The 25,755-nt window shown below is 70.6% G+C and carries 23 protein-coding genes; 14 read left to right on the top strand and 9 right to left on the bottom strand.

The annotated features are described in order from the left end of the window. The first annotated feature begins 5 nt into the window (after window positions 1-5). Window positions 6-515 carry a MarR family winged helix-turn-helix transcriptional regulator gene (locus ACIA73_RS04720; RefSeq protein WP_399436836.1) on the top strand — a complete coding sequence of 170 codons (510 nt, stop codon included), beginning with the start codon at window positions 6-8 and terminating at the stop codon, window positions 513-515. Window positions 516-668: 153 nt separating this feature from the next. Further along, window positions 669-1,007 (top strand): DUF3817 domain-containing protein, encoded by a 339-nt coding sequence (locus ACIA73_RS04715; protein WP_399436835.1) that lies wholly within the window; start codon window positions 669-671, stop codon window positions 1,005-1,007. Between the two features lie 75 nt (window positions 1,008-1,082). Here ACIA73_RS04715 and ACIA73_RS04710 read toward each other — a convergent pair whose 3' ends face one another. Beyond that, window positions 1,083-2,204: a serine hydrolase domain-containing protein gene (locus tag ACIA73_RS04710; RefSeq protein ID WP_399436834.1), complete on the bottom strand. Its 1,122-nt coding sequence runs from the start codon at window positions 2,202-2,204 to the stop codon at window positions 1,083-1,085. A 220-nt stretch (window positions 2,205-2,424) separates the two neighbouring features. On the opposite strand from ACIA73_RS04710, the gene ACIA73_RS04705 reads away from it, so the two are divergent. The 5 genes from ACIA73_RS04705 to ACIA73_RS04685 all read left to right on the top strand — a co-directional run bounded on the left by ACIA73_RS04705 (window position 2,425) and on the right by ACIA73_RS04685 (window position 7,610). Beyond that, complete coding sequence (locus tag ACIA73_RS04705) at window positions 2,425-3,084, top strand: TetR/AcrR family transcriptional regulator (RefSeq protein WP_399436833.1); 660 nt, start codon at window positions 2,425-2,427, stop codon at window positions 3,082-3,084. Between the two features lie 147 nt (window positions 3,085-3,231). Continuing rightward, window positions 3,232-4,932 (top strand): methylmalonyl-CoA mutase, encoded by a 1,701-nt coding sequence (locus tag ACIA73_RS04700; RefSeq protein WP_399436831.1) that lies wholly within the window; start codon window positions 3,232-3,234, stop codon window positions 4,930-4,932. 123 nt (window positions 4,933-5,055) lie between these two features. After that, complete coding sequence (locus ACIA73_RS04695) at window positions 5,056-5,805, top strand: hypothetical protein (protein WP_399436830.1); 750 nt, start codon at window positions 5,056-5,058, stop codon at window positions 5,803-5,805. A 60-nt stretch (window positions 5,806-5,865) separates the two neighbouring features. Beyond that, window positions 5,866-6,351, top strand: a complete 486-nt coding sequence (locus ACIA73_RS04690; RefSeq protein ID WP_399436829.1) for a MarR family winged helix-turn-helix transcriptional regulator — start codon at window positions 5,866-5,868, stop codon at window positions 6,349-6,351. Window positions 6,352-6,461: 110 nt separating this feature from the next. After that, complete coding sequence (locus ACIA73_RS04685) at window positions 6,462-7,610, top strand: alpha/beta fold hydrolase (protein ID WP_399436827.1); 1,149 nt, start codon at window positions 6,462-6,464, stop codon at window positions 7,608-7,610. 267 nt (window positions 7,611-7,877) lie between these two features. Here the strand turns inward: ACIA73_RS04685 and ACIA73_RS04680 are convergent, their stop codons facing one another. The 3 genes from ACIA73_RS04680 to ACIA73_RS04670 form a co-directional block, all read right to left on the bottom strand. After that, a complete protein-coding gene (locus tag ACIA73_RS04680) occupies window positions 7,878-8,198 on the bottom strand; it encodes an aldo/keto reductase (protein WP_399436826.1) in 321 nt (106 codons plus the stop codon). A 242-nt stretch (window positions 8,199-8,440) separates the two neighbouring features. Further along, window positions 8,441-9,853: an ATP-binding protein gene (locus ACIA73_RS04675; protein WP_399436825.1), complete on the bottom strand. Its 1,413-nt coding sequence runs from the start codon at window positions 9,851-9,853 to the stop codon at window positions 8,441-8,443. Then, entirely contained in the window at window positions 9,850-10,530 is a 681-nt protein-coding gene (locus tag ACIA73_RS04670) for a response regulator transcription factor (RefSeq protein WP_399436824.1), read from the bottom strand. Before ACIA73_RS04670 ends, ACIA73_RS04675 begins: the two co-directional genes overlap by 4 nt. 64 nt (window positions 10,531-10,594) lie before the next feature. Here ACIA73_RS04670 and ACIA73_RS04665 point away from each other — a divergent pair, with 64 nt between their 5' ends. Together ACIA73_RS04665 and ACIA73_RS04660 are read left to right on the top strand one after the other, a co-directional pair. Beyond that, a complete protein-coding gene (locus tag ACIA73_RS04665) occupies window positions 10,595-11,752 on the top strand; it encodes a UDP-N-acetylglucosamine--N-acetylmuramyl-(pentapeptide) pyrophosphoryl-undecaprenol N-acetylglucosamine transferase (protein ID WP_399436823.1) in 1,158 nt (385 codons plus the stop codon). Next, window positions 11,749-12,759, top strand: coding sequence for a GDP-mannose 4,6-dehydratase (locus ACIA73_RS04660; RefSeq protein ID WP_399436822.1), 1,011 nt, complete (start codon window positions 11,749-11,751; stop codon window positions 12,757-12,759). Before ACIA73_RS04665 ends, ACIA73_RS04660 begins: the two co-directional genes overlap by 4 nt. A 35-nt stretch (window positions 12,760-12,794) precedes the next feature. On the opposite strand, the gene ACIA73_RS04655 is transcribed toward ACIA73_RS04660, so the two are convergent. Next, the gene (locus tag ACIA73_RS04655; protein WP_399436821.1) at window positions 12,795-13,451 is read right to left on the bottom strand and encodes a TetR/AcrR family transcriptional regulator; all 657 of its coding nucleotides are present in this window, start codon (window positions 13,449-13,451) and stop codon (window positions 12,795-12,797) included. Between the two features lie 317 nt (window positions 13,452-13,768). Between ACIA73_RS04655 and ACIA73_RS04650 the strand changes: the two genes are divergently transcribed. From ACIA73_RS04650 to ACIA73_RS04635, 4 genes are all read left to right on the top strand, one after another. Beyond that, window positions 13,769-14,746 carry a tetratricopeptide repeat protein gene (locus ACIA73_RS04650; RefSeq protein WP_399436820.1) on the top strand — a complete coding sequence of 326 codons (978 nt, stop codon included), beginning with the start codon at window positions 13,769-13,771 and terminating at the stop codon, window positions 14,744-14,746. Window positions 14,747-15,397: 651 nt separating this feature from the next. Further along, entirely contained in the window at window positions 15,398-16,033 is a 636-nt protein-coding gene (locus tag ACIA73_RS04645) for a DUF6230 family protein (RefSeq protein WP_399436819.1), read from the top strand. A gap of 113 nt (window positions 16,034-16,146) precedes the next feature. Further along, window positions 16,147-16,767, top strand: coding sequence for a DUF6114 domain-containing protein (locus ACIA73_RS04640; protein ID WP_399436818.1), 621 nt, complete (start codon window positions 16,147-16,149; stop codon window positions 16,765-16,767). Beyond that, window positions 16,757-18,262: a hypothetical protein gene (locus tag ACIA73_RS04635; protein WP_399436817.1), complete on the top strand. Its 1,506-nt coding sequence runs from the start codon at window positions 16,757-16,759 to the stop codon at window positions 18,260-18,262. The genes ACIA73_RS04640 and ACIA73_RS04635 overlap by 11 nt, the downstream gene beginning before the upstream one ends. 145 nt (window positions 18,263-18,407) lie before the next feature. Here ACIA73_RS04635 and pyk read toward each other — a convergent pair whose 3' ends face one another. The 3 genes from pyk to pta all read right to left on the bottom strand — a co-directional run bounded on the left by pyk (window position 18,408) and on the right by pta (window position 23,361). After that, a complete protein-coding gene (gene pyk / locus ACIA73_RS04630; RefSeq protein WP_399436816.1) occupies window positions 18,408-19,841 on the bottom strand; it encodes a pyruvate kinase in 1,434 nt (477 codons plus the stop codon). Between the two features lie 91 nt (window positions 19,842-19,932). Further along, on the bottom strand, window positions 19,933-21,180 hold the full coding sequence (locus ACIA73_RS04625; protein WP_399436815.1) for an acetate kinase: 1,248 nt from the start codon (window positions 21,178-21,180) through the stop codon (window positions 19,933-19,935). Between the two features lie 87 nt (window positions 21,181-21,267). Further along, on the bottom strand, window positions 21,268-23,361 hold the full coding sequence (gene pta / locus ACIA73_RS04620) for a phosphate acetyltransferase (protein ID WP_399436814.1): 2,094 nt from the start codon (window positions 23,359-23,361) through the stop codon (window positions 21,268-21,270). Window positions 23,362-23,731: 370 nt separating this feature from the next. Between pta and ACIA73_RS04615 the strand changes: the two genes are divergently transcribed. Continuing rightward, the gene (locus ACIA73_RS04615; RefSeq protein ID WP_399436813.1) at window positions 23,732-24,757 is read left to right on the top strand and encodes an ATP-dependent 6-phosphofructokinase; all 1,026 of its coding nucleotides are present in this window, start codon (window positions 23,732-23,734) and stop codon (window positions 24,755-24,757) included. A gap of 276 nt (window positions 24,758-25,033) precedes the next feature. On the opposite strand, the gene ACIA73_RS04610 is transcribed toward ACIA73_RS04615, so the two are convergent. Beyond that, complete coding sequence (locus tag ACIA73_RS04610; protein WP_399436812.1) at window positions 25,034-25,753, bottom strand: helix-turn-helix domain-containing protein; 720 nt, start codon at window positions 25,751-25,753, stop codon at window positions 25,034-25,036. Window positions 25,754-25,755 lie beyond the last annotated feature (2 nt).

Here is a 25,755-nt window from a genome sequence, read left to right as displayed (position 1 = left end):
CCCCTGTGCCGAAGCCGCTCAGCCTCCCCTTCGATCCCATCTCCCGCGCCGACGAACTCTGGCAGCAGCGCTGGGGCCCCGTGCCCTCGATGGCAGCGATCACCTCGATCATGCGCGCCCAGCAGATCCTCCTCGCGGAGGTGGACGCCGTCGTCAAGCCGTACGAGCTGACCTTCGCGCGCTACGAGGCACTGGTGCTGCTCACCTTCTCCAAGGCTGGTGAGCTGCCCATGTCGAAGATCGGCGAGCGGCTGATGGTGCACCCGACGTCGGTGACCAACACCGTCGACCGGCTGGTGAAGTCCGGCCTGGTCAGCAAGCGGCCGAACCCCAACGACGGGCGCGGAACGCTCGCCTCCATCACCGACAAGGGGCGCGAGGTCGTCGAGAACGCCACCCGTGACCTGATGGCCATGGAGTTCGGGCTCGGGGCGTACGACGCCGAGGAGTGCGCGGAGATCTTCGCGATGCTGCGGCCGCTGCGGGTGTCGGCGAAGGACTTCGACGAGGCGTAGGCCACGGGAAGGCGTGGGCCACGGGGAGGCGTGGGCCACGGGGAGGCGTGGGCCACGGGGAGGCGTGGGCCACGGGAAGGCGTGGGCCACGGGCCCGGGAGTCCGTACGGGGTGCCTCAAGATCGTCCCGTACGTCCGGTTAGGCTCGACTGCATGAAACGAAGCGTGCTGACCCGCTACCGCGTGATGGCCTATGTCACCGGCGTCCTGCTGATCCTGCTGACCGGTGGTTTCATCGCCAAGCGGCTGCTCGGCATGGACGGCGCGGCGGGCTTCACCACGTTCGTCGGCATCGCCCATGGCTGGCTGTACGTCCTCTACCTGGTCTTCGCCTTCGACCTGGGCTCCAAGGCGAAGTGGCCGGTGAAGAAGCAGCTCTGGGTGCTGATCGCCGGCACCATCCCGACCGCCGCGTTCTTCGTCGAGCGCAAGGTCGTCCGCGAGGTCGAGCCGCTGGTCAGGGAGCCGGGCCCGGTGACCAGCACGGCCTGATAATCGGTGTCCGAACCCTCGGTCCTGCGCAGCGGCAGAGTCCCGCGCAGGACCGAGGACGTTTCCCGGGCCGGCTCAGCCGTACATCGCCACGCGGTACAGGTCCGCCAGTGCGGCGTCGAGCGGATGCGGTTGCAGCGTGCCCGAGGAGTCGAACGTGTTCCACCGCTGCAGGTTCACCGCGACCGCCAGCTGCCGCTCGCCGTCGGCGCGGATCATGGCCAGCGTGCCGCCGCCCCACACCGTGCCGCCGTGGCCCCAGAAGGTGCCCCCCGGGCCGGAGTCCTCCAGCGGGTACAGGCCGAGGCCGTAGTCGATCACCTTTCCCTCCTGTGAGACGACCCGGACGGTACGCCGCATCTCCGCCAGCGACGACGGGGCGACGATCTCGCCGGCCAGCAGCAGGCGGTAGAAGCGGCTGAGGTCGGCGACGGTCGATATCAGCGACGCCGAGGGACCCGCGTACGACATGTCGAAGACGCTGTACTCGTGCGGCGGTTCCAGCATGCCGAACCACGCCTCGTAGAGCCGCGAGTGCGGTCCGTCGATGTGCGCCCCGGTGGGGAATTCGGTGTCCCGCAGACCGGCGCGTGCGATGACGGCGCTGGTGATGTACTGCTCGGCCGTGGTGCCGGTGACCTGCGCCAGCAGTTCGGCGAGGAGCAGGTAGTTGGTGTTGGAGTACAGACCTGGGGAGCCGCCCGGGGCGCAGAAGGGCGGTGCGCCCACGCCCGTCCGGATCAGTTCGACCCGGTCGAACCGGGTGTGCCGGTGGTCGTCCATGCTCTGCGGCCCGGTGTCCGCGAGCGCGGGGAACGCCGCGAAGGAGGGATAGGCGTACGGAAGGTACTCGGCGAGGCCACTCGTGTGGTTGAGCAGCATCCGTACGGTGATCGCGTCCCCGCTCGCCCCGGGGACCAGCTTCGGCAGATAGCGGCCGATCGGAGCGTCGAGCCCGATCTCACCGCTCTCGACCTGGAGGAGCACCGCGGCGGCGGTGAAGGTCTTGGTGACGCTGCCGACCCGGTGCTTCAGATCGGCGGTGACCGGCCGGCCGGTGTCCAGGTCGGCGGTTCCGGCGGCACCGCGCCAGATCTCCTCCCCGGCACGTACTTCGGCGAACAGGCCCGGCATCCCTGCGCGGTGGACGTTCTCGACGGCGGCGGTCAGCTTCGCGGGGTCCAGCGGATTACTCACGGCATGCGTCCTCTCGTATCCCCCGGGCGAGCTTGACAGCGCTCGGCCGAGCGGGGTGGCAGGGCATGAACAGCAGCCAGGACAACCGGAGTTGGGGTGCCGGGCGTGCTCGATTCCCATTATGCACGCGGCGCGTGCAACGCCAAGTGCATTGGTGGGCGCATGAGTTAGGGTGCTCCTCGAAGGGACCCGCGGAGGCGGGGCCCACGGAAGGGGTGCGATGACAGGCCGAAGGCGCTGGTCGACCGAGGAGATCCTCGACGCGGCGGCGGAACTGCTGCGCACGGGCGACGCGGACTCGTTCAGCGTGCGCAAGGTGGCCGCGGTGCTCGGCACCGACTCCTCCAGCCTCTACCGGCACTTCCGCAGCAAGACGGAGCTGCTGCGGGCGCTCGCCGACCGCGTCCTGGAATCAGCCATGGAGGGCTACCGACCCGAGGGTGACTGGAAGCAGCGCCTCACCGCACTGAGCCTGCGTGTGCACGCGGCATTCGGCCAGCAGCCCGCGCTCGCCGCCGTCTGGGGGCGCTACGCGTCCGGCGGCCCCGGCTCCCGGCTGGTCGTCGAAGAGGCGCTCCAGGCGCTGCGGGCCTCGGGGCTGCCCGACGAGGAGATCCCGGTGCGCTATCACCGGATAGCGGTTCTGCTCGCCGCGTTGATCGCCTCGGAGGCCGGGGTCGGCGCCATCGCCCCCGGCGAGTACGAACAGGGCATGGAGCTCTTCCGTGTCACCGTCCTGGGGGCCGACCCCGAACGTTTCCCCGCCCTCGCCCACTTCGCCCGCGACATCCGGCCCCTCGGCGCGGACCGCCGTGCCGCGTTCGAGCAGATCCTGGCCGCCCACCTCGCCGACATCGAGTCCGCGGTCCCCCGAGGCTGACGGCGGGCCGCACCCCGCCGGGACGGCCCCGGCAGGGCCGACGGGCCGCACCCGGGTGAGCGGGCCGGGCGGCCGTGGTCCTCGGCCGAGCGGATCCAGCGTCGTGGTCCATCGACATTTACTAGGACGTCCTAGTAAATTGACTGTATGGACGCCGACGCGATTGAAGAGGGCCGCCAGCGCTGGCAGGCCCGGTACGACAAGGCCCGCAAGCGCGACGCCGACTTCACCACCCTGTCCGGGGACGACGTGGAGCCGGTCTACGGCCCGCGCCCGGGCGACGAGTACGAGGGCTTCGAGCGCATCGGCTGGCCGGGGGAGTACCCCTTCACCCGCGGACTGCACGCCACCGGCTACCGCGGCCGGACCTGGACCATCCGCCAGTTCGCCGGCTTCGGCAACGCCGAGCAGACCAACGAGCGCTACAAGATGATCCTCGCGGCGGGCGGCGGCGGCCTCTCCGTCGCCTTCGACATGCCGACCCTGATGGGCCGCGACTCCGACGAGCCGCGCGCACTGGGCGAGGTCGGCCACTGTGGTGTCGCCATCGACTCCGCCGCCGACATGGAGATCCTCTTCAAGGACATCCCGCTCGGCGACGTCACCACCTCCATGACGATCAGTGGCCCCGCCGTCCCGGTCTTCTGCATGTACGTCGTCGCCGCCGAGCGGCAGGGCGTCGACCCCGCCGTCCTCAACGGCACCCTCCAGACGGACATCTTCAAGGAGTACATCGCGCAGAAGGAGTGGCTCTTCCAGCCCGAGCCGCATCTGCGCCTGATCGGCGACCTGATGGAGCACTGCGCGGCGGGCATCCCCGCGTACAAGCCGCTCTCGGTCTCCGGCTACCACATCCGCGAGGCCGGAGCGACGGCCGCGCAGGAGCTGGCGTACACCCTCGCCGACGGATTCGGTTACGTGGAGCTGGGGTTGAGCCGCGGCCTGGAGGTCGACGCCTTCGCCTCCGGGCTCTCCTTCTTCTTCGACGCGCATCTCGACTTCTTCGAGGAGATCGCCAAGTTCCGCGCGGCGCGCAGGATCTGGGCCCGCTGGATGAAGGAGGTGTACGGCGCCAAGACCGACAAGGCGCAGTGGCTCCGCTTCCACACCCAGACGGCGGGCGTCTCGCTCACCGCGCAGCAGCCGTACAACAACGTCGTCCGCACCGCCGTGGAAGCCCTCTCCGCCGTCCTCGGCGGCACCAACTCCCTCCACACCAACGCCCTCGACGAGACCCTCGCGCTCCCCTCCGAGCAGGCCGCCGAGATCGCGCTGCGCACCCAGCAGGTGCTGATGGAGGAGACGGGGGTGGCCAACGTCGCGGACCCGCTGGGCGGTTCCTGGTACGTCGAACAGCTCACCGACCGCATCGAGGCCGACGCCGAGAAGATCTTCGAGCAGATCAAGGAACGCGGCCTGCGCGCCCACCCGAACGGGCAGCACCCGATCGGCCCGATCACCTCCGGCATCCTGCGCGGCATCGAGGACGGCTGGTTCACCGGTGAGATCGCCGAGTCCGCCTTCCAGTACCAGCGTTCCCTGGAGAAGGGTGACAAGAAGGTCGTCGGGGTGAACACCGCGACCGGCTCGGTCACCGGTGACCTGGAGATCCTGCGGGTCAGCCACGAGGTGGAGATCGAGCAGGTGCGGGAGCTGACGGACCGTAAGTCCCGCCGCGACGAAGCCAAGGTGCGCGCCTCGCTGGACGCGATGCTGGCCGCCGCCCGGGACGGCTCCAACATGATCGAGCCGATGCTTGAGGCGGTCCGGGCGGAGGCGTCGCTGGGCGAGATCTGCGGGGTGCTGCGGGACGAGTGGGGCGTCTACACGGAGCCGCCGGGCTTCTAGCCCTCAGGTGGACCTCCGCGTCCGGCCCGCGTCGGCCGGTGACCAGAAGGGATCACTCCCGTTGTAACCGGTGCCCGTCGCGTGTGCGGCGGGCACCGGTTCGTTCGTCAGGAGTGACCGCCCGTGATCCGTACGACCCGCACCCTCGCCGCGCTCCTCGCCGTCGGCACGGCAGTGCTCGGCAGTACCGCGCCCGCCGAGGGGCTGCCCCTGAAGGCGATCTCCTGTTCCGGCGCGGACTGCGCGGCCACGACCGGCGCCGAGGCCACCCGCACCTGGGCCCACACCTCCGAAGCCGGCCGCTTCTCGGCCGGAGTGCGCGCGCGAGGGCCCCAACTCCCGCCCCGGACCTGCCTGACGGAGGTGCGCCAGGAGACGGCAGGTGTCGGCTGGTTCCGGCAGGGCGCCGCCGGGGCGCCCACCTGGAGGCGGGTGGCAGCAGGGGACAAGGGGGCGACCTTCAAGGAATTCCTCCTGGTCACGGGCCCGGGGCCGCGCCGGGCCGTGGTCGACCGCGCCGACCTGCCGCGCAAGGTCGTGACCACGGTCGACTGCCGCGCGAGCGTCACGAGGGACACGGCTCGCTGGCACGCGGCCGCAACTGTCCCCGGTCGCCCAGGCCGCCACCGCACCGCCCTCGCCCACACCTGGGACCGGGTGGACCACTTCACCTGGCTGCCCCGTCCCTGGGAGAAGGGCCGGTGTCTGAAACTCACCGGGGTTGCCACCCGGGGCCCGTACGTCCACAACCAGGACGGTGACCTGCTCCGTTCCGCCAAGAGTGAGTTCGACCGCACCTTCTACCAGGTGCGCGACGACGACTCCGGCGAGCTCTCCTGGATCCAGGACAAGGCGATGACGGTACGCGGCTGAACAGCCCTTTCCCATCAGGCAGTCGACCTCAACCGCAGCTGAAGTTCTACCGTCTCCCGCATGGCAACGAAAACTCCCGCACTCACCCCCTCCACGGCCAACCCCCGGGCCGCCGACGCCGACCTCGCCTCGCAGCCCGTCGCCTACTGGGCGGGCCTCACCGGCACCACCGTGAAGAACCTGCTGCGCGACGAGATGGCGCGCCTGGACGTCACTCAGCCCCAGTGGTGGGTGCTCAACAGGGTCGACGCCGCCCCCACCCGGGCGGAGGTGGTCGACGCGCTCGCCGCCGTCGCCGACAGCCCGCACGACACCTCCCGCGTCATCGACCAGCTCCTGCACCGTGGCTGGCTCGCCCTCGACGACTCCCGGCTCTCGCTCACCGAGGCGGGAAGGGAGGGCAGGGCGCGGGTGAAGGAGCTGGTGACCGGGCTGCGGGTGCGGGTGCACGACGGGGTGAGCGACGAGGAGTACGTCGCCGCGCTGAAGGTGATGCGCCGGATGATCCGTAACGTCGAGGCCGTCGGCGCGGCGCGGGGCCAGTAGTCGGTCACAGGTGGTCAGTCTCCGGTTACAGGTGTCAGTCATGGGCCTCTGGGTAGGGGCGGCGCGACAGCAAGACCCGCCGCCCCTGCCAGTCGGAGGATCAACCAGCCGTGCGTAGCCCTGCCACCACCAGAAGCAAAGCCCTCGGAAGCCTGACCCTCGCCGCCGTTCTCGGTGCCCTGGTCCTCGGTGTTTCCGTCCCCGCCGGCGCGAGCCAGTCCGACGACGACGCGAAGTCTCCCCAGTCCAAGTCCCCCCAGTCCGCCCCGTCCTCGGCGTCCCGCAAGACCCCCCGCATCCAGGACTCCTTCGACTCCCTGGGCCCCGAGGTGCGCTCCGCGGCCCTCTCGTCCGGCCGCACCGCGCACTACCTCGACGACGGCCCCCGCGACGGCACCCCGGTCCTGTTCATCGGCGGTACGGGTACCAGCGCCCGCGCCGCGCACATGACCGACTTCTTCCGCTCCACCCGCGAGAACCTGAACCTCCGCCTGATCTCCGTCGAGCGCAACGGCTTCGGCGACACCGCCTTCGACAAGAAGCTGGGCAAGGCCGACTTCGTCGCCGACACCCTCGAAGTCCTCGACAGGATCGGCGTCAAGAAGGTCCGCGTCATCGCGATCTCGGGCGGCGGCCCGTACGCCGCCGAACTCGCCTCCCGCGCCCCCGGCCGCATCGACCAGCTCCATCTGGCCGCCGCCCTTCCGCCGTTCGGCGCCAAGCCCTCCTACTGCGCGCTGCCGGACTCGGCCCTCGCCGCCGCCCTCAAGGACCAGATCGCCGACCCCCGCAAGTGGTGGGCCTTCCCCGACGACAGCCCGGTGAAGTCCATCCCCGGCTTCGAGGACACCGCCTTCGAAGAGGGCGCCCGCACCTACAACCAGCGCGGCCAGCAGGCCGACCCGGCCCCCCAGGTCCACGAGCAGAAGCTCTACTGCGAGCGCGGCGGAGTGGACCTGTCCAAGCTGAAGGCCCCCGTCTACCTCTACGCGGGCGAGAAGGACACCACCGTGCCGCCGAGCACCCTCGCCACCTGGCAGGAGCAGCTCCCGGCCAAGCCCGTCGTGCGCAAGTACGCCGACACCGGCCACGACGTCCAGTACCGCCACTGGGACCAGATCCTCGCGGACCTGGCCGGCCACGGCGGCCGCACCGTCATCTGCGTCAAGGGCCGCAGCGAGATGCCGCCCGCCCGGGAGGCCGCGAAGCTGCTCTCCAACGGGCGTGCGACGGTGGGCAGTTGCGCCTGGCAGCGATGAGGGCCGCCCATGACGTCGGCCGACGGCGTCGGACATACTGACGCCCGGCAGTCCAACGGGGGACGTAGGGCGCATGGGGCGGGACGGGGTCACCCACGAACTCACCTCGGCGGTCAGCCTGGTGGGCGGAACGTACGAGCATGACGGCGTTTCCATCCTCAAGCCGAACCCACAGCCGAACTCGATCACCGAGCGGGACGTGAAGCACTTCTCGGCCGAGTACGTCGGCACGGCGAAGGCAGGGCTCTTGAGGTCCCTTCGACGGCGTCAACAGAGGTTGCGGGAAAGGGGTGCTGACGTCGCGTCGGCGTACGGGAAGAAGGCGGCGCGCAGCAGGTCGTTGGAGGAGTGCGCCGAGGAGAAGTAGAAGGCGGCCGTGTCGAAGTGGTTCACGCCGAGTTCGACGGCCCGGTGCAGCAGGGCGACGGCTTCGGCCCGGTCGCGCGGGGCGGAGGCGGTGTCGAGCGCCGGGCCGAACTGGGGCAGACGCATGGTGCCGTAGCCGAGGCGGTGGACGAGGAGGTCACCGCCGAGCTTCCAGGTTCCGGCGGCGGAGGCGGTGGGCGAGGTCTGCGGGGTCTGCGGCAAGGCACGTCCTCTGGGTCGGGGACCACCGGCCTTCTGGCGGTGGCCGACTCGGAGTATGGGGTGGGGGAGGGCCCGGGGAGAAGCCCTGCCGGAGCGGGCAAGAATCACACCGGGATCGGGAATCCTGTGGTGGGGTGTGGGAGTTGACACTGGTGTCAGCGGCTTCTGGGGTGCGGGCCGCTTGGGTGCGGGGCGGAGGACGGCCCGCTGCGCCGAGTGCGGTACATGCCAGGGCTCCGCCGTCAGGAGCCGTCCCCTCCGAACCGCAGGCGGAACAGCGCGCCGCCGCCCGGCGCCTGTTCGGCGGTCAGTTCGGCTCCGTGGGCGCGGGCGATCTGGCGGGCCATGGCGAGGCCCAGGCCCGAGCCCGGCAGGGCGCGTGCCGTCTCCGCGCGGTAGAAGCGGTCGAAGACGTACGGGAGGTCCTCGGCGGTGATTCCGGGGCCGTGGTCGCGGACGGTGATCTCCAAGTGGCCGCCGGAGAGCCTCAGTTCGACTTCGACGGGGGCGCCGGGCGGGCTGAACTTGGCCGCGTTGTCGAGGAGGTTGGTGAGGAGGCGGGTGAGGCGGGCCGGTACTCCGGGGAGGGTGACCGGAGCGGCCGCCTCCGCCATGGACAGCGGGAACGGGGTCGACGGCCAGTGGGTCTCCGCCGTGCGCACCGCGTGTTCCACCACGGACGACACCCGGACCTCTTCCAACAGGGGCTGGGGTTCCTCGTCGCGGGCGAGTTCGATCAGATCGTTGACCAGGCCCGTCACCTCGCGGAGCTGACGGCCGAGGGCGCCCGACGCCCGGTCCCGCTGGGCCGGGGTCAACCTGTCCGCGCGGGCGAGGAGTTCGGCGTTCGTGCGCAGGGCCGTGAGCGGGGTGCGGAGTTCGTGGGAGGCGTCGGCCACCAGGCGGCGCTGGGCGGAGACCGACTGTTCGAGCTCACCGAGCATGGTGTTGAAGCTGGCGGCGAGGCGGGTGACCTCGTCCTCGCGGCCGGGGGGACCCGGCGGGAGCTCGATGCGGTGGCGGGGGTCGCGGGTGGCGGCGATACGTTCGGCGGTGGCCGTGAGGCGGGCCACCGGGGCCAGGCCCGTACGGGAGACCCAGTAGCCGAGGGCGGCGGCGAGCAGGACGCCCGCACCGCCGACCGCCGAGAGCAGCAGGGCGGCCTGGCGGATGCCGCGCTCCACCGAGTCGGCCCGCAGGGCGAGCTGGAGGGAGCGTCCGCCGCCGAGCGGGGTGACCGCCATGCGTGCCGGGTGGCCCTCGAAGGTGAAGTTGGAGAAGTACGGGGCGCGGTCCCCGGACGCCACCTCGCGGACGGGCGGTGAGACCGGGAGGACGTACGGCTCCTCGGGGTCCTTCGCCGGGTCGGCCGGGACGGCCTGGGCGCACGCCGGGGCCGACAGGTAGCGGCACTCGCCCGCGAGGACGCCCGTGTCCGGGTGGCGGTCGGCCTGGATGATGCGGGTGCCCGACTGAGTCAGGTTCAGGTCGAGCTGGTGATACATCTCGTACCGGATGACGAAGTACGCGGCCGTGCACACCCCGATCGCGACGAGCGCGACGGCCGCCGACGCGGCGAGCGCGAGCCGGGTGCGCAGTGGGCGGTGACGGCGCCAGCGGGCGCCCAGGGCGCGGCGTCCGCGGCCCCCGCTCACGCCAGATCCAGGCGGTAGCCGACGCCATGGACGGTGTGCACCAGGCGCGGCTCGCCGGCCGCTTCCAGCTTGCGGCGCAGGTAACCCACGTACACGGCGAGGGAGTTGGAGTCGGGGCCGAAGTCGCGTCCCCAGACCAGTTCGAGGATCAGCTCGCGGGGGAGGACCTGGCCCGGGTGGCGCAGCAGGAGTTCCAGGAGGGCGAATTCGGTGCGGCTGAATTCGAGGGGGCGCCCGGAGCGGTGGCCGGTGCGGGTGACTGGGTCGACGGCCAGGTCGGCGTACGAGAGGGAGTCGTCCTCGTCCGTGAGCGGGGCGGCGCGGCGGATGAGGGCGCGCACGCGGGCGACCAGCTCATCGAGGGCGAAGGGCTTGACCAGGTAGTCGTCGGCGCCCGCGTCCAGACCGTCGACCCGGTCGCTCACCGAGTCCAGGGCGGTGAGGACGAGGATCGGGGTGCGGTTGCCCAGGCCACGAAGTTGGCGGCAGACCGCGAGGCCGTCCATGACCGGCATCATGACGTCCAGGACGAGCGCGTCCGGCTCCCAGGCGGCGAGGCAAGAGAGGGCAGCCAGCCCGTCGGGAGCGCCCCTGACCTCGTACCCCTCGATCGAGAGGCCGTCCTCGACGGCGGCCCGCACTTCCGGCTCGTCGTCGACCACCAGGATCTTCGTCATGGCGTGAATCCTGCCAAATCGGGCTCTTAGAAGCTTCTTAGGGGGCTTCGTGAGTGTGGCGGCCATGCGCACACCACTCTCAGTTGTGATCGGGGCGGGCGGCACCGGGGGCCACATCTACCCGGGGCTCGCACTCGCCGAGGCCCTGCGCCGGGCCGTGCCCGACGCCGTGATCTCGTTCGTCGGGACGACCCGGGGGCTGGAGACGGACCTCATCCCTGGGGCCGGGTACCGGCTGCACACCGTCGACATGATTCCGTTCGACCCGTCGCTGGGCGCCAGGAGATTTCTGCTGCCCGCCGCACTGCTGAAGTCGGGGGCGCAGGCCCGGGCGATCCTGAAGGAGCAGCGGGCGCAGGTCGCCGTGGGGATGGGCGGCTATCCCAGTGCGCCCGTGATCGTCGGCGCGAGGATGGCCGGGCTGCCGAGCATCATCCACGAGTCGAACGCGGTCCCCGGGCGGGCGAACCAGTTCGCGGCCCGGCTGACCGGTAACGTCGCCATCGCCTTCGACCGGAGCCGGGCCCATCTGGCGGGCGGGCAGAACGCCATGACCGTGGGCATGCCGATCGCCGCGTCCCTCGCCCGCCTCGACCGGGAGGGGCTGCGGGCCGAGGCGCGGCGGGCGATGGGGATACCGGCCGGGGCGCGGCTCGTCCTCTTCAACGGGGGCAGCCTGGGAGCCGTACGGCTGACCGAGGCGGCCGTCGGGCTCGCCGAGCGGTGGCGCGGGCGCGACGACGTACACCTGCTGATCAAGACGGGTCCGGCCAAGCTGGAGGAGACCCGGCAGCGGGTCGGCGGCAATCCCGTCGCCACGGTCGTGAAGTACCTCGACCGGATGGACCTCGCGTACGCCGCCGCCGATCTGGTGGTCTGCCGGGCCGGGTCGGCGACCGTCGCCGAACTGGAGACCGTGGGCGTTCCCGCCGTACTCGTGCCGTACCCGCACGCCCCCGGCGACCACCAGACGCACAACGCGCGAGTGCTCTCCGACGCCGGCGCGGCGCATCTGCTGCCCGACGCCGAGACCACCGCCGACCGGCTCGCCTCCCTCGTCGAACCGCTGCTCGCCGACCCGGCACGGCTGCACGCCATGGGCCGGGCCGCGGGCCCGAGCACCCACGCCCAGGCCGCCGACCTGCTCGCCGCCCAGGTGCTGCGACTCGCCCGGCTCCCCGAACTCACCTCCGTACAGCGCGATTTGGAGCACACCACATGAGCAACGACCGATCCGACCGACTGGACTGGAACGGCCGCAAGGTCCTCGTCACCGGCGCCGAGGGCTTCATCGGCTCCACGCTCGTCGACCTGCTGGTCTCACTGGGCGCCCGGGTGCGGGCCTTCGTGCACTACAAGCCGTACGCGGAGAAGGGGTTCCTGAAGCACCACTTGAGCAACGCCCAGGTGGAGATGTTCACCGGCGACGTGCGGGACGCGGGGCGGGTGTCGGACGCGGTGGCGGGCATGGACACCGTCTTCCACCTCGCCGCACTGATCGGCATCCCGTACAGCTACGCCTCGCCCGGCGCCTACGTCCAGACGAACGTCGTCGGCACCGAGAACATCGCTGAGGCCTGCCGCCGGCACGCCGTCCGCCGCCTCGTCCACACCTCCACCAGCGAGGTGTACGGCACCGCCCTCACCGCCCCGATCAGCGAGCAGCACCCGCTCCAGCCGCAGTCGCCGTACTCCGCGTCGAAGATCGGCGCGGACATGACGGCGCTCAGCTTCCACCACGCCTTCGAGCTGCCGGTGACGGTGGTACGGCCGTTCAACACCTACGGTCCGAGGCAGTCGGCGCGGGCGGTCATCCCGGCCATCCTGGCGCAACTCCACTCCGGGGCACGGGAGATCAAGCTCGGCTCGCTCACGCCGACCCGGGACTTCACCTACGTCACGGACACCGCGCGGGGCTTCCTGGCGATGGCGGAGTGCGACCGGGCCCTCGGCGAGACGGTCAACCTCGGGACCGGGCGGGAAATCGCGATCGGCGAGCTGGCGCAGGCGCTGATCGCGGCGTCCGGGCGGGACGCGGAAGTCGTGGTCGACCCCGCGCGGCTGCGGCCGGCCGGCAGCGAGGTGGAGCGGCTGCTGTCCGACAACACCCGGGCGCGGGAGTGGGCGGGCTGGCAGCCGGAGATGTCGCTGGAGGACGGGCTGAAGCGGACCAGCGAGTGGGTCGCGGAGAACGTGCACCTCTTCGCGCCGGACCGCTACCAGGTCTGAGACCGCCGGACCGCTACCAGGTCCGAGACCGCGGACTACGAGTCCTGCGGGATCCCTCCGAGACCGCTCACCAGCAGCGACGTAAAACTGCGTGCCCATGCCTCGTCCACCGGCTCCGCGCTCACCAGCGCCCGGTGGACGACCGCACCGGCGATCACATCGAAGATCAGGTCCGCGTTGCGGGCTGCCTGTACGGAGGACTCCTCGTACGGCAGTTCGCCGCGGGCCTGCGCGCGTTCCCGGCCGAGCAGGACCAGCCGCTTCTGGCGGTCGACGATGGCCGAGCGGATCCGTGTCCGCAGGGCCTCGTCACGGGTGGACTCGGCGACCACCGCCATCAGCGCGGTCTTGGTCTCCGGGCGCTGGAGCAGCGCCGCGAACTGCAGGACGACTCCCTGCACGTCTTCCAGCAGGCTGCCCCGGTCGGGGAGTTCGAGTTCGTCGAAGAGAACCGCGACCGCGTCGACGACCAGTTCGTTCTTGTGTGCCCAGCGCCGGTAGAGGGTCGTCTTGGCCACTCCGGCCCGCTGCGCCACATCGCCCATCGTCAGCTTCGACCAGCCGAGGTCCACCAGCGCGTCGCGCGTCGCCTCCAGGATCGCGGCGTCCGCGGCGAGGCTGCGGGGGCGGCCGGGACGAGGCTGCTGCGAGGCGCCTGGTGGCGGCGTGGAGGGAGTGGCGGGGGTGGACATGCCGGAGACCATACCGGCGAGTAGGGCGGGTTCCGCAGGCCCCCCGCAAGGGTTCGTGAGCGAGATCACCGTGCACGAGCCAAGATCTTCGAGTTACGCTACGACCCGTAGCGAAAGCCTTGCCGAGTCTCCGGACGGAACCACGACGGAAGCACGGACGGGCCGAGCGACAACCACTGGCGCCAGGTGGGGACCCGGCGCCGCCCCAGTAGGAGAAGAGCCAGCCACGGGCTCTCGGCGCACGTGAGTAGTACCGCAGTTCCGCAGTAAGGTCACGGCCTTTTCTGAACCGGCCGCCGAGGGGGGAGGATGTACGCATGCAGCCTAGGAACATGTCCATGAGCGGCGTCGTAGATCTCGCCGCGGTGAAAGCGGCCGGCGAGGCCCGGCAGAAGGCGGAGCAGGCGCGCGCCGAGGCCGCCCGGCAGGGTGGCACCGCAGCCGTGCCCGCCTCCCACCTCGTCTTCGACGTCGACGAGGCAGGGTTCGAGACAGACGTCATCCAGCGCTCCGCCGAGGTCCCGGTCGTCATCGACTTCTGGGCCGAGTGGTGCGAGCCGTGCAAGCAGCTCGGCCCGCTGATGGAGCGCCTGGCCCAGGAGTACAAGGGCCGCTTCGTCCTGGCCAAGGTCGATGTCGACGCCAACCAGATGCTGATGCAGCAGTTCGGGATCCAGGGGATTCCGGCCGTCTTCGCGGTGGTGGCGGGGCAGGCGCTGCCGCTCTTCCAGGGCGTCGCCCCCGAGCAGCAGATCCGCGCCACCCTCGACCAGCTGATCCAGGTCGGCGAGGAGCGCTTCGGGCTGACCGGCATCCAGGTCGCCGACGGGGACGCCCCGGAGGCGGGCGAGGCCGCGGAGGCCGCCGTTCCGGTCGGTCCTTACGACGCGCTGCTGGATGCGGCGATGGACGCGCTGAACGCCAATGACTTCGCGGGCGCCGTACAGGCGTACAAGAACGTGCTCGCGGACGACCCGGCGAACCCGGACGCCAAGGCCGGCCTGGTGCAGGCCGAACTGCTCGCATCCGTAACGCAGTTGGACCCCCAGCAGACCCGCAAGGACGCGGCCGAGCGCCCGGCCGACCCGGCCGCGCAGATCGCCGCCGCCGAGCTGGACCTCGCGGGCGGCCATGTCGAGGACGCCTTCTCGCGTCTCGTCGACACGGTGCGCGTCACCGCGGGGGACGACCGGGACGCCGCCCGGGTCCGGCTGCTCGAACTCTTCGAGGTCGTCGGCGCCGACGATCCGCGGGTCGCCAAGGCCCGTACGGCGCTTGCCAGGGTGCTCTTCTGAGACTCCTGAGGTGCACTCCCTGAACGGCTGGGTGTTTAAACCCCAACCGTCTCCGGGGAACCCGTGATGCTCTTCCGCATCGCGGAGATTTGGCGACACAGTGACAGAACGCGGCCGCGCTTTACCAAAACTTGGTAATCGCGGCCGCTGTTACTTGCAGTAAGGCGAACTCGCCCTTCTGTCCGCCTTCTTGTGGCAATCACCCGTTTTTCCGCGTCACCCCGTGCAGCCGTCCGCGACCCTGTGAGTCCGCGCGGCGGCCCTTCGGTTATCGCCCCGTTACTAGCGAGTAACGAACCCCCTTGTGCCGAGCCCGTCAATGCACCACGATCGGCCACGCTCGGTCCTTTACCCACACCTGACAAGCCGGTCGGGGATGGGTTGCCAAGGGTCCCCACCGGGTGGGTCGGCAGCAGTGGTGCCGGCTCTGGACAGGGGGGTCTCCGCCTCAACGGGCGGGGCCTGTCCAGCAGGTTGCGCGAACGCGTGGCCAGTGGTTGTCGCTCGGGGGTGATCGCCGGTGATTGGGACGTGGCTCATGCCTGACGCTCCGACGCGGGCTTTCGTACTCCGAGGACGTAGCACTTCTCCCATCCCAGGACGGGCCCCCGCCCGTAACCGGAGATGTACGTCCGAGAAGGAGGAAAGTACATGAGCTCAGCAGTACGCGGTGGAACCAGATGGCGTCGCTTCGCCGTCGTCATGGTCCCGAGCGTGGCCGCCACCGCCGCAATAGGCGTGGCCATGGCCCAGGGTGCGCTGGCGGCATCGTTCAGCGTCTCCGGCCAGGACTTCAAGGTCACGGCCGACAAGCTCGACGGCACCGGCTTCGTGCAGTACGGCAGCATCGCCGAGGGCACGGACCTGAAGGGGAACCCGGCCGCTCACCCGGTCGCGGTCTCCGGCTTCAAGACCGCCGAGATCACCAACATGTGCCAGTCGGTCGTCACGCCCGACGTCCCGATCTTCGGCAGCATCAGCCTGATGCTGAAGGCCGGTGGCTCCGGTGGCGCGCCGGTCAAGGCCGAGAACATCTACCTCGACGTCGCAGACCTGGACGCCGACGCGGAGTTCAAGAACATCGACATCGGTGTCGCGGCCGGCAAGGCCGACAAGGGCCCCGGCATCCAGAAGGGCACGAAGGCCAACCCCTTCGGCTTCGCGCAGCAGGCCGACCGGGCCATTCTGACGAAGGTGAAGCAGCGCGCCTGGGCGACCTCGGCGGGCACCTTCAAGCTCAGCGGCTTGAACCTGCGCCTGCACAAGGGCGTCAAGGAGTGCTACTAAGCACTCCGTTGCGGGCGGGGCACCGCTAGGTGCCTGCATTGCCGGGGGTGTCCCGCCCGCTCTCCCTCCCTCTTTCTTCTGCACAGCAACACCGGTTCCAGGGAGCTGTTTTCATGAGCGCCGAGACCTCGGTTCCGAGCCAGAGCCGCGATTTCCACTACTGGCGGCTGCGCTTTCGCGCATGGCGAGGCGTCCGGCCGTTCTGGGCGGGACTCTTCACCATCATCGGTGGCGTCCCGATCATGTATTTCCCGTACAACGACCTCAAAATGGGCGCGCTCACGCTCACCATGGCGACCACCGCGGGCGCCGGATCGCTGATCATCGGCGTTCTGCTGGTCACGCTGGGCCTGACGATGTGGTACCACTCCATCGTCCGCGTCTTCGCAGGTGTGGCCGCGATTCTGCTGGCGCTGGTGTCCATTCCGGTGTCGAACATCGGCGGGTTCCTGGTCGGCTTCCTGTTCGCCCTGATGGGCGGTGCGATGTCCATCGCCTGGGCGCCGGACAAGCCGAAGGCCGAGCCGTCCCCCGACGCCTCTTCCCCCGCCGCGGGTACGGAGCCGGGCGCGGGCGGTACGCCCGCGGCCGAGCAGACGATGGCCCTCGGGCAGGTGCCGTCGCAGTCCGCCGGACCGAACTTCTCCAAGAGCGAGGGACCGGGAACCGGCCCGGGCACGAACACGACCGAGACATCTGTCGACGCCGATGGCAGGAGGAACAGTGCGGGGTGACCAGACCCAGGAGACCGTGAGTGGGGGAGAGGAGGCGCGGGGCAGAAGCGGGCCGCGCCACGCGGCCCCCCGGAAGTCGCTGCTGACCAAGTTCCACATGCCGGCGGGCAAGGCCCTGGCCCTCGCGGCGATGCCGACGGCGGTGTTCGTCGGGATGAGCCTGACGCCCAAGCTGGCGATGGCCGCCGACGAGCCGGCGAACCCGTTCGCCCCGGGCCCGTGCGTGACCCAGCCGGACGCCGAGCTCGACAAGGACGGCGACGGCAAGCCGGACCAGGACGCGGACGCCAAGGACGACAAGGCCAAGGACGAGGCCGCGGGCAAGGACGACGCCGACAAGGCGAAGGACGAGGCCAAGGACGGTACGAAGCCGGACGCGACCCCCACCCCGGGTGCCACCGGTGCTCCCGGCGAGGCGGGTACGCCGGACAAGGCGGACGACGCCGCCGACCCGGCCGCCAAGAAGCCCGCGGGCGAGGCGGCACCGGCCCCGACGCCCACCCCGTCCGAGACGGAGTCGAACAACCCGCTCGACCCGCTGGGTGTCGGCCCCAAGATCAAGGACTTCTTCGAGGGACTCGGCGGCAAGAAGGAGGAGGCCCCGGCGACCCCGGCGCCGACCACTTCCGCGCCCGCTCCCAAGGAGACGGCGGACACTCCGGCGAAGGCCCCTGCCGCCGAGGCGGACAAGCCCGCGGGCGCCGATGCCGACGCGCCCGCCCCGAAGGACGCCGGGGCGAAGGCCGACGCCGACGAGAAGGCCGACGCCAAGGCGAAGGCCGACGCGGACAAGAAGGCCGAGGAAGCCAAGGACGCCCTCGACAAGGCGGCCAAGGAGACCAAGGCCAAGGCGGACGCCGCCGCGGAGAAGACCGAGAAGACGATCCGCGAGGCCGCCGAGAAGCTGGGCCTCAAGGTCGCCGACTTCGACCAGGACGGCGACGGCAAGCCCGACCTCGTCCCGAACGCCGACGGCAAGATCCCCTTCCCGTGCGCCACCGGTGACCCCAAGGCCCTCGCGGACGCCAAGCTGGAGCCGGGCATCCCGGACCTGCCGGACGACCCGTGGGTCCTGGAAACGTCGATGCTCACCCTGCGCGGCCTCAACTACGAGGGCATCGTGGAGGTCCGCACCGGCAGCGGCAAGATCAAGAAGGTCCTGAAGTTCACCGCCAAGGAAACGGACATCAAGGACCTGCACCAGACGACGGTCGGCCCGAACGGCACCACCGGCCACGTCCAGGCGAGCAAGGGCTCCACCTCGACCCTGCGCGAGGGCACGGTGACCATGTACACCGAGGAACTGAAGGGCAACCTCTTCGGCCTCATCCCGGTCACCTTCAGCCCCGAGACCCCGCCCCCGCTGAACGTCCCCATCGCGATGTTCACCAAGGCGAGGGTCACCCAGGCGGGCCAGTTCGGCGGCACGCTGACCGTGCCGGGGCTGCACAACTACTTCACCGGGGCCGGCACCGGCCAGGCGGCGGCCAACTGACCGCACCTGTGCGCCGACCCCGAAGGGCGGGCCCGGATTCCGGGCCCGCCCTTCGCGTACGTATCAGGCTCACACGCGTACACAGCTCACACGCGTACACAGCTCACACACGTACCAAGACGCGTGCAGGATCAGCCAACTGCCGTCAGGCAGAAGCCTCTTCGCCGCCCAGGTGGTGCACCCGCACCATGTTGGTGGTGCCCGGGATGCCGGGGGGCGAGCCCGCCGTGATGACCATGGTGTCGCCCTTGTTGTAGCGCTGGAGCTTCAGCAGTTCGGCGTCGACCAGGTCGACCATCGCGTCGGTGTTGCTCACGTGGGGGACCACGAAGGACTCGACGCCCCAGCTCAGGGCGAGCTGGTTGCGGGTGGCCTCCTCGGTGGTGAAGGCGAGGATCGGCTGGGAGGCGCGGTAGCGGGACAGACGGCGGGCCGTGTCACCGGACTTGGTGAAGGCGACCAGCGCCTCGCCGTCCAGGAAGTCGGCGATCTCAGCTGCGGCACGGGCGACCGAACCGCCCTGGGTGCGGGGCTTCTTGCCGGGAACCAGCGGCTGGAGGCCCTTGGAGAGCAGTTCCTCCTCGGCCGCGACGACGATCTTCGACATCGTCTTGACGGTCTCGATCGGGTACGCGCCGACCGAGGACTCGGCGGACAGCATGACCGCGTCCGCACCGTCCAGGATCGCGTTGGCGACGTCGGACGCCTCGGCGCGCGTCGGGCGGGAGTTGGTGATCATCGACTCCATCATCTGGGTCGCGACGATCACCGGCTTGGCGTTGCGGCGGCAGAGCTCCACGAGGCGCTTCTGCACCATCGGGACCTTCTCCAGGGGGTACTCGACGGCGAGGTCGCCACGGGCCACCATCACACCGTCGAACGCCATGACGACGCCCTCCATGTGCTCGACCGCCTGCGGCTTCTCCACCTTGGCGATGACGGGGACCCGGCGGCCCTCCTCGTCCATCACCTTGTGGACGTCCTTGACGTCGTTGGCGTCGCGGACGAAGGAGAGGGCGACCAGGTCGCAGCCCATCGCGAGGGCGAAGCGGAGGTCGTCGACGTCCTTCTCGGAGAGGGCCGGGACGTTGACCGCCGCACCGGGCAGGTTGATGCCCTTGTGGTCGGAGATGACACCGCCCTCGATGACGATCGACTTCACCCGCGGGCCCTCGACCGAAACGACCTTGAGCTCGACGTTGCCGTCGTTGATCAGGATCGGGTCGCCCTTCTGGACGTCGCCCGGCAGGCCCTTGTACGTGGTGCCGCAGATGGACTTGTCGCCCGGGACGTCCTCGGCGGTGATGGTGAACTCGTCACCGCGCACCAGCTCGACGGGGCCCTCGGCGAACTTCGCCAGGCGGATCTTCGGCCCCTGGAGGTCGGCGAGCACGCCCACCGCGCGGCCCGTCTCCTGTGCGGCCTTGCGGACGCGGTCGTAGCGGGCCTGGTGCTCTTCGTGGGTGCCATGGCTGAAGTTGAATCGGGCCACGCTCATGCCGGCTTCGATCAGAGCGACGAGCTGCTCGTGCGAGTCGACGGCGGGGCCAAGGGTGCAGACGATTTTGGAACGGCGCATAAGGCGGATCCTATCGGTTTGTTTCGCTGCGGAATATTCCGTCTGGTGGAATGTACAAATGGGCGGGGTGCTGCTCAGACGGGCCCAGTGCTCACTCTTGTGAGTGCGGCCTGACGAGGGCGTACACCTGATTCGCGATTTCCAGTTCCTCGTCGGTCGGTACAACGGCCACGGCCACCCGCGCGTACTCCGGCGAAATGATCCGGGGTTCGTCGGAACGTACGGAATTGAGGCCGGCGTCCACCGCCAGACCCAGTTCCGCCAGGCCCGCGACGGCAGCTTCCCGCACCGGGGCCGCGTTCTCGCCGACACCCGCCGTGAAGGCGACGGCGTCCACCCGGCCGAGTACCGCGGAATAGGCACCGATGTACTTCTTCAACCGGTGGATGTAGATCTCGAAGGCCAGCTCGGCCTGCTTGTCGCCGGCGTCGATACGGCGGCGGATTTCCCGCATGTCGTTGTCGCCGCAGAGTCCGACAAGACCGGACTTCTTGTTGAGCAGGGTGTCGATTTCATCGGTCGACATTCCGGCTACCCGCTCCAGGTGGAAGATCACCGCCGGGTCGAGGTCACCGGAACGGGTGCCCATGACGAGGCCTTCCAGCGGGGTCAGCCCCATCGACGTATCGACGCACCGGCCACCCGCGACGGCGGAGGCGGAGGCTCCGTTGCCGAGGTGCAGCACGATGACGTTGACCTCGGACGGGTCCCTGCCGAGCAGTTCGGCCGTCTTGCGGGAGACGTAGGCGTGCGAGGTGCCGTGGAAGCCGTAGCGGCGGATGCGGTGCGCGTCGGCGGTCTCCACGTCGATGGCGTAGCGGGCGGCGTACTCCGGCATCGTGGTGTGGAACGCGGTGTCGAAGACGGCGACCTGGGGGAGGTCGGGGCGCAGCGACTGGGCGGTCCTGATGCCGGTGATGTTGGCCGGGTTGTGCAGCGGGGCGACCGGGACGAGCCGCTCGATCTCCGCCATGACCTCGTCGGTGACGACGGTCGGCGCGGAGAACTTCAGGCCGCCGTGCACCACCCGGTGACCGATGGCGGCCAGCTCGGGGGAGTCCAGACCCATGTCGTCGGCGGCCAGCTCCACGGCGACCGCCTGGAGCGCCTCGTCGTGGTCGGCGAACCGGGTCTCACGGTTCCGCTTCTGCCCGGCACGCGGCCCGGCCAGCGGGGTGTGCGCCAGAGCGGAGGTCTCCTCGCCGATCTTCTCGACCAGTCCGACGGCCAGCCGAGAGTGGTCGCTCATGTCCAGGAGCTGGTACTTCACCGACGAGGAGCCGGAGTTGAGGACGAGGATGCGGGTGGGGGCGGGGGCCCCGGTGGAGGAAGTGGTCACGTTCTCCGTGCTTTCTGCCGCGGGCTGCGCGTTGCGGGCTGCGGGCTGCTGGGGTGCGGGCTGCTCTTCGGGTACGGGTACGCCAGGTCACGCGCCCCCGCCCTGCGGCCCCTCGCCCTGGGCCTGGATCGCGGTGATCGCGACCGTGTTGACGATGTCCTGCACCAGTGCGCCGCGCGACAGGTCGTTGACCGGCTTGCGCAGCCCCTGGAGGACCGGGCCGACGGCGACCGCGCCGGCCGAGCGCTGGACGGCCTTGTAGGTGTTGTTGCCGGTGTTGAGGTCCGGGAAGATCAGCACGCTTGCCTGGCCCGCGACTTCGGACCCCGGCATCTTGGTCGCGGCGACCGAGGGCTCGACCGCGGCGTCGTACTGGATCGGGCCCTCGACCAGCAGATCGGGCCGCGAGGTCCGGACCAGCTCGGTCGCCTCGCGCACCTTGTCGACGTCCGCGCCGGCCCCCGAGGTGCCGGTGGAGTACGACAGCATCGCCATCCGGGGCTCCACGCCGAACTGGGCGGCGGTACCGGCCGACTGGATCGCGATGTCCGCGAGCTGTACCGCGTTGGGGTCCGGGTTGACCGCGCAGTCGCCGTACACCAGCACCTTGTCGGCGAGGCACATGAAGAAGACCGAGGAGACGATCTTGGCGTCCGGCTTGGTCTTGATGATTTCGAAGGCGGGGCGGATGGTGGCGGCGGTGGAGTGCACCGAGCCGGAGACCATGCCGTCGGCCAGGCCCTCCTGGACCATGAGGGTGCCGAAGTAGTTCACGTCGGCGACCACGTCGAAGGCCAGCTCCACGGTGACGCCCTTGTGGGCGCGCAGCTGGGAGTAGCGCTCGGCGAAGGACTGGCGCAGCTCGGAGGTCTGCGGGTCGATGAGCTGGGTGGCGGCGAGGTCGATGCCCAGGTCGGCGGCCTTCTTGCGGATGACGTCCACATCGCCGAGCAGGGTCAGGTCGCAGACATCGCGGCGCAGCAGTACGTCGGCGGCGCGCAGTACGCGTTCCTCGGAGCCCTCCGGGAGTACGACGCGGCGGCGGTCCGAGCGGGCCTGTTCGAGCAGCTCGTGCTCGAACATCATCGGGGTGACCCGGCCGCTGCGGGCCACCGACATCCGGGCCAGCAGATCGGCGGTGTCGACATGCCGCTCGAAGAGGCCCAGCGCGGTCTCGGCCTTGCGCGGGGTGGCCGCGTTGAGCTTGCCCTCCAGGGCGAAGAGCTCACCGGCGGTCGGGAAGGAGCCACCGGCCACCGAGATCACCGGGGTACCGGGGGCCAGCCGTGCCGCCAGGGTGAGGATCTCCTGGCCGGGCTTCTCGTCCAGCGTCAGCAGCACGCCGGCGATCGGCGGCGTACCGGCGCTGTGCGCGGCCATCGCGCCGACCACCAGGTCCGAACGGTCGCCGGGGGCGACCACCAGACAGCCGGGGGTCAGTGCGTTGAGGAAGTTCGGCAGCATGGCGCCGCCGAACACGAAGTCCAGGGCGTCGCGGGCCAGACCGGCGTCGTCACCGAGCAGAACCGTCCCGCCGAGCGACTGGGTGATCTGCGCGACCGTCGGCGCGGACAGGGCGGGCTCGTCGGGAAGGACGTACGCGGGGACCGGGAGCCGGCTGTCGTTGAGGCGGTCGGCGACCTGGCCGCGGTCCGCCGGGGCAACCCGGTTCACCACCAGGGCCAGTACGTCGCAGCCCAGGCTGTCGTAGGCGCGATAGGCGTTGCGGGCCTCCGCGCGCACCGACTCGGAGGTCTGCTTCCTGCCGCCGACCACAGGTATGACGGAGGCCCCGAACTCGTTGGCCAGCCGCGCGTTCAGCGCGAGCTCGTCCGGGAGCTGGGTGTCCGCGAAGTCCGTACCCAGCACGAGCACCACCTCGTACCCGCGCGCCACCTGGTGGAAGCGGTCGACCAGCTGGGAGACCAGCTCGTCGGTGCCCTTCTCGGCCTGGAGCGCGGCCGCCTCGTGATAGTCCATCCCGTACACCGCCGCCGGGTCCTGCGAGAGGCGGTATCGGGCGCGGAGCAGATCGAAGAGGCGATCGGGTCCGTCGTGCACCAGCGGGCGGAACACACCCACCCGGTCCACCTGGCGGGTCAGGAGTTCCATGACTCCCAGCTCGACGACCTGGCGGCCGTCCCCCCGGTCGATGCCGGTCACGTACACGCTGCGTGTCACGCGTGCTCTCCGTCTCGTCGTCGGTGAAGTCGTACTCGGTGATGCCGTACTCGGTGAAGCCGTACTGGGTGAAGCCGTGCTCAGTGAAGCGTGCTCAGTGAAGCCGCTCGTGGTGAAGTCTCGGCCAAGCGGCCGTCGCCACCGCGCCGACCAGGAACTTTGCTGAGTTTGTACGGTTAGGGTGGTCTTGCACCCTTGACAATACCTTTGGGGCTGGATAGGGCGCCCGCCGGAGAAGGTCCCCCGGGGCAGGGCCAAAGACCCCCTGTCCCGCTTGTCCCGGAGTATCCGAAAGCGCGCCGTGCATTCGGACCGTGGAACAATTGGAACCTGGCTCACAAGTACCACCAAGAGCAGGAGACACAGCACGATGCGTATCGGAGTTCTCACCGCAGGCGGCGACTGTCCTGGGCTGAACGCAGTGATCCGGTCGGTCGTGCACCGTGCCGTGGCGGGTCACAACGACGAGGTCATCGGGTTCGAGGACGGCTTCAAGGGCCTTCTCGACGGTCACTACCGCCCCCTCGACCTCAACGCGGTCAGCGGCATCCTGCCGCGCGGCGGCACCATCCTCGGCTCGGCCCGTCTGGAGCGCGACCGCCTGCGCGAAGCCGCCGAGAACTGCGCCGAGCTGACCGCCAAGTACGGCATCGACGCCCTCATCCCGATCGGCGGCGAGGGTACCCTCACCGCCGCCCGGATGCTCTCGGACGCCGGAATGCCCGTCGTCGGCGTCCCCAAGACCATCGACAACGACATCAACGGCACCGACCGCACCTTCGGCTTCGACACCGCCGTCGGCGTCGCCACCGAGGCCATAGACCGCCTCAAGACCACCGCCGAGTCGCACCAGCGCGTGATGGTCGTCGAGGTCATGGGTCGCCACGCGGGCTGGATCGCCCTGGAGTCCGGCATGGCCGGCGGCGCCCACGGCATCTGCCTCCCGGAGCGCCCCTTCGAGGTGGACTCGCTGGTCAAGATGGTCGAGGAGCGCTTCGCGCGCGGCAAGAAGTTCGCCGTCATCTGTGTCGCGGAGGGCGCGCGTCCGGCCGAGGGCACCATGCCGTACGAGAAGGGCATCATCGACCAGTTCGGCCATGAGCGCTTCACCGGCATCGGCACCCGCCTGGCCGTGGAGCTGGAGGGCCGCCTCGGCAAGGAGGCCCGCCCGGTCATCCTTGGCCACGTCCAGCGCGGCGGCACCCCCACCGCCTACGACCGGGTGCTCGCGACCCGCTTCGGCTGGCACGCGGTGGAGGCGGCGCACGCCGGACAGTTCGGCAAGATGACCGCGCTGCGCGGCACCAGCATCCAGATGGTGCCGCTGGCCGAGGGCGTCACCGAACTGAAGACGGTCCCGGACAACCGGATGTACGAGGCCGAGTCGGTCTTCTAGTACGTCTTCTGGTACGCCGGGAACTGTGTACGGCCCCGGCCGCCCCCTCGCATCGGGGGGCGGCCGGGGCCGTTTCCGTGCGGGGGCGCCGGGACCGTTGACAGCCGCGCCGGTGCCGGTTGCCGCCTCCGTCGGCGTACCACCAGAGCAGAAAGGCCCGCGGCGCAGGGCCGGACGGCACCCCGCGCAGTGCCACAAGCCGCCACTGTCCGGCGAATAAAAAGGACTTGAGCCCCCCCGGCCCCCCGGCGAATCAGGTCCCGCTCCCGCGGCGAATCAGGCCCCCGCCCGCTCCCAGAACCGTTCCACTATCCCCTCCAGGAACTCCCGCCCCGCGGCCCCGTCGCCCGCGTCCCCCACGCCACCGCCCCACCCCAGCGTCGCCACCATCCGCGACTGGTAGTCGGCGTGCAGCCGCAGCAGTACGTCCTCCAGTACGCCGCCCTCCAGGGTGGCCCGGGGGAACGGCAGCAGCTCGGCCAGCGGTCGCACATACGCCTGCCAGCGGGTCGTCACCGCACTGCGCAGCAGCTCCGCCAGCTCCTCGTCACGGCCGGTCGCGGTCATGAACGCGGCGGAGGACAGCGCGAGTTCGGCGGCCAGCGCGGCGGACTGCCGCTCATTGCCGCGCCACCGGCCCGCCTTCTCCATCCGTGCGTACGCGTCCAGCCCCACCCCCACCCGCCGGGCCAGGTCCGCGGCGCTCAGCCCACGCGCCGTGCGGTGCTCGCGCAGTGTGCGCGGGGCCTGCAGCAGATCGGCCGGGGCGCACCACAACACCCCGGCCAGCGCGGTCACTTCGCGCCCCGAGGGCGCCCGCAGCCCACTTTCCCAGGCGGCCACCAGATCGGGTCCCGCCTCCAGGCCGTACTGGGCGCGCAGCCCGTACGAGACATGGCCGTGCGCCATGCCGAGTGCCTCGCGCAGCCGGCGGGCGGCGAGGGCGTCGAAGGGCGGCGGGGCATCGGACGGCGGTACGGCGGGAGGTGGGCGCACCG

It is taken from the genome of Streptomyces sp. NPDC051561 (assembly GCF_044454195.1).
GTDB lineage: Bacteria > Actinomycetota > Actinomycetes > Streptomycetales > Streptomycetaceae > Streptomyces.
Note: the sequence above shows the minus strand (reverse complement) of the source record. Positions and strands in the feature narration are given on the sequence as shown.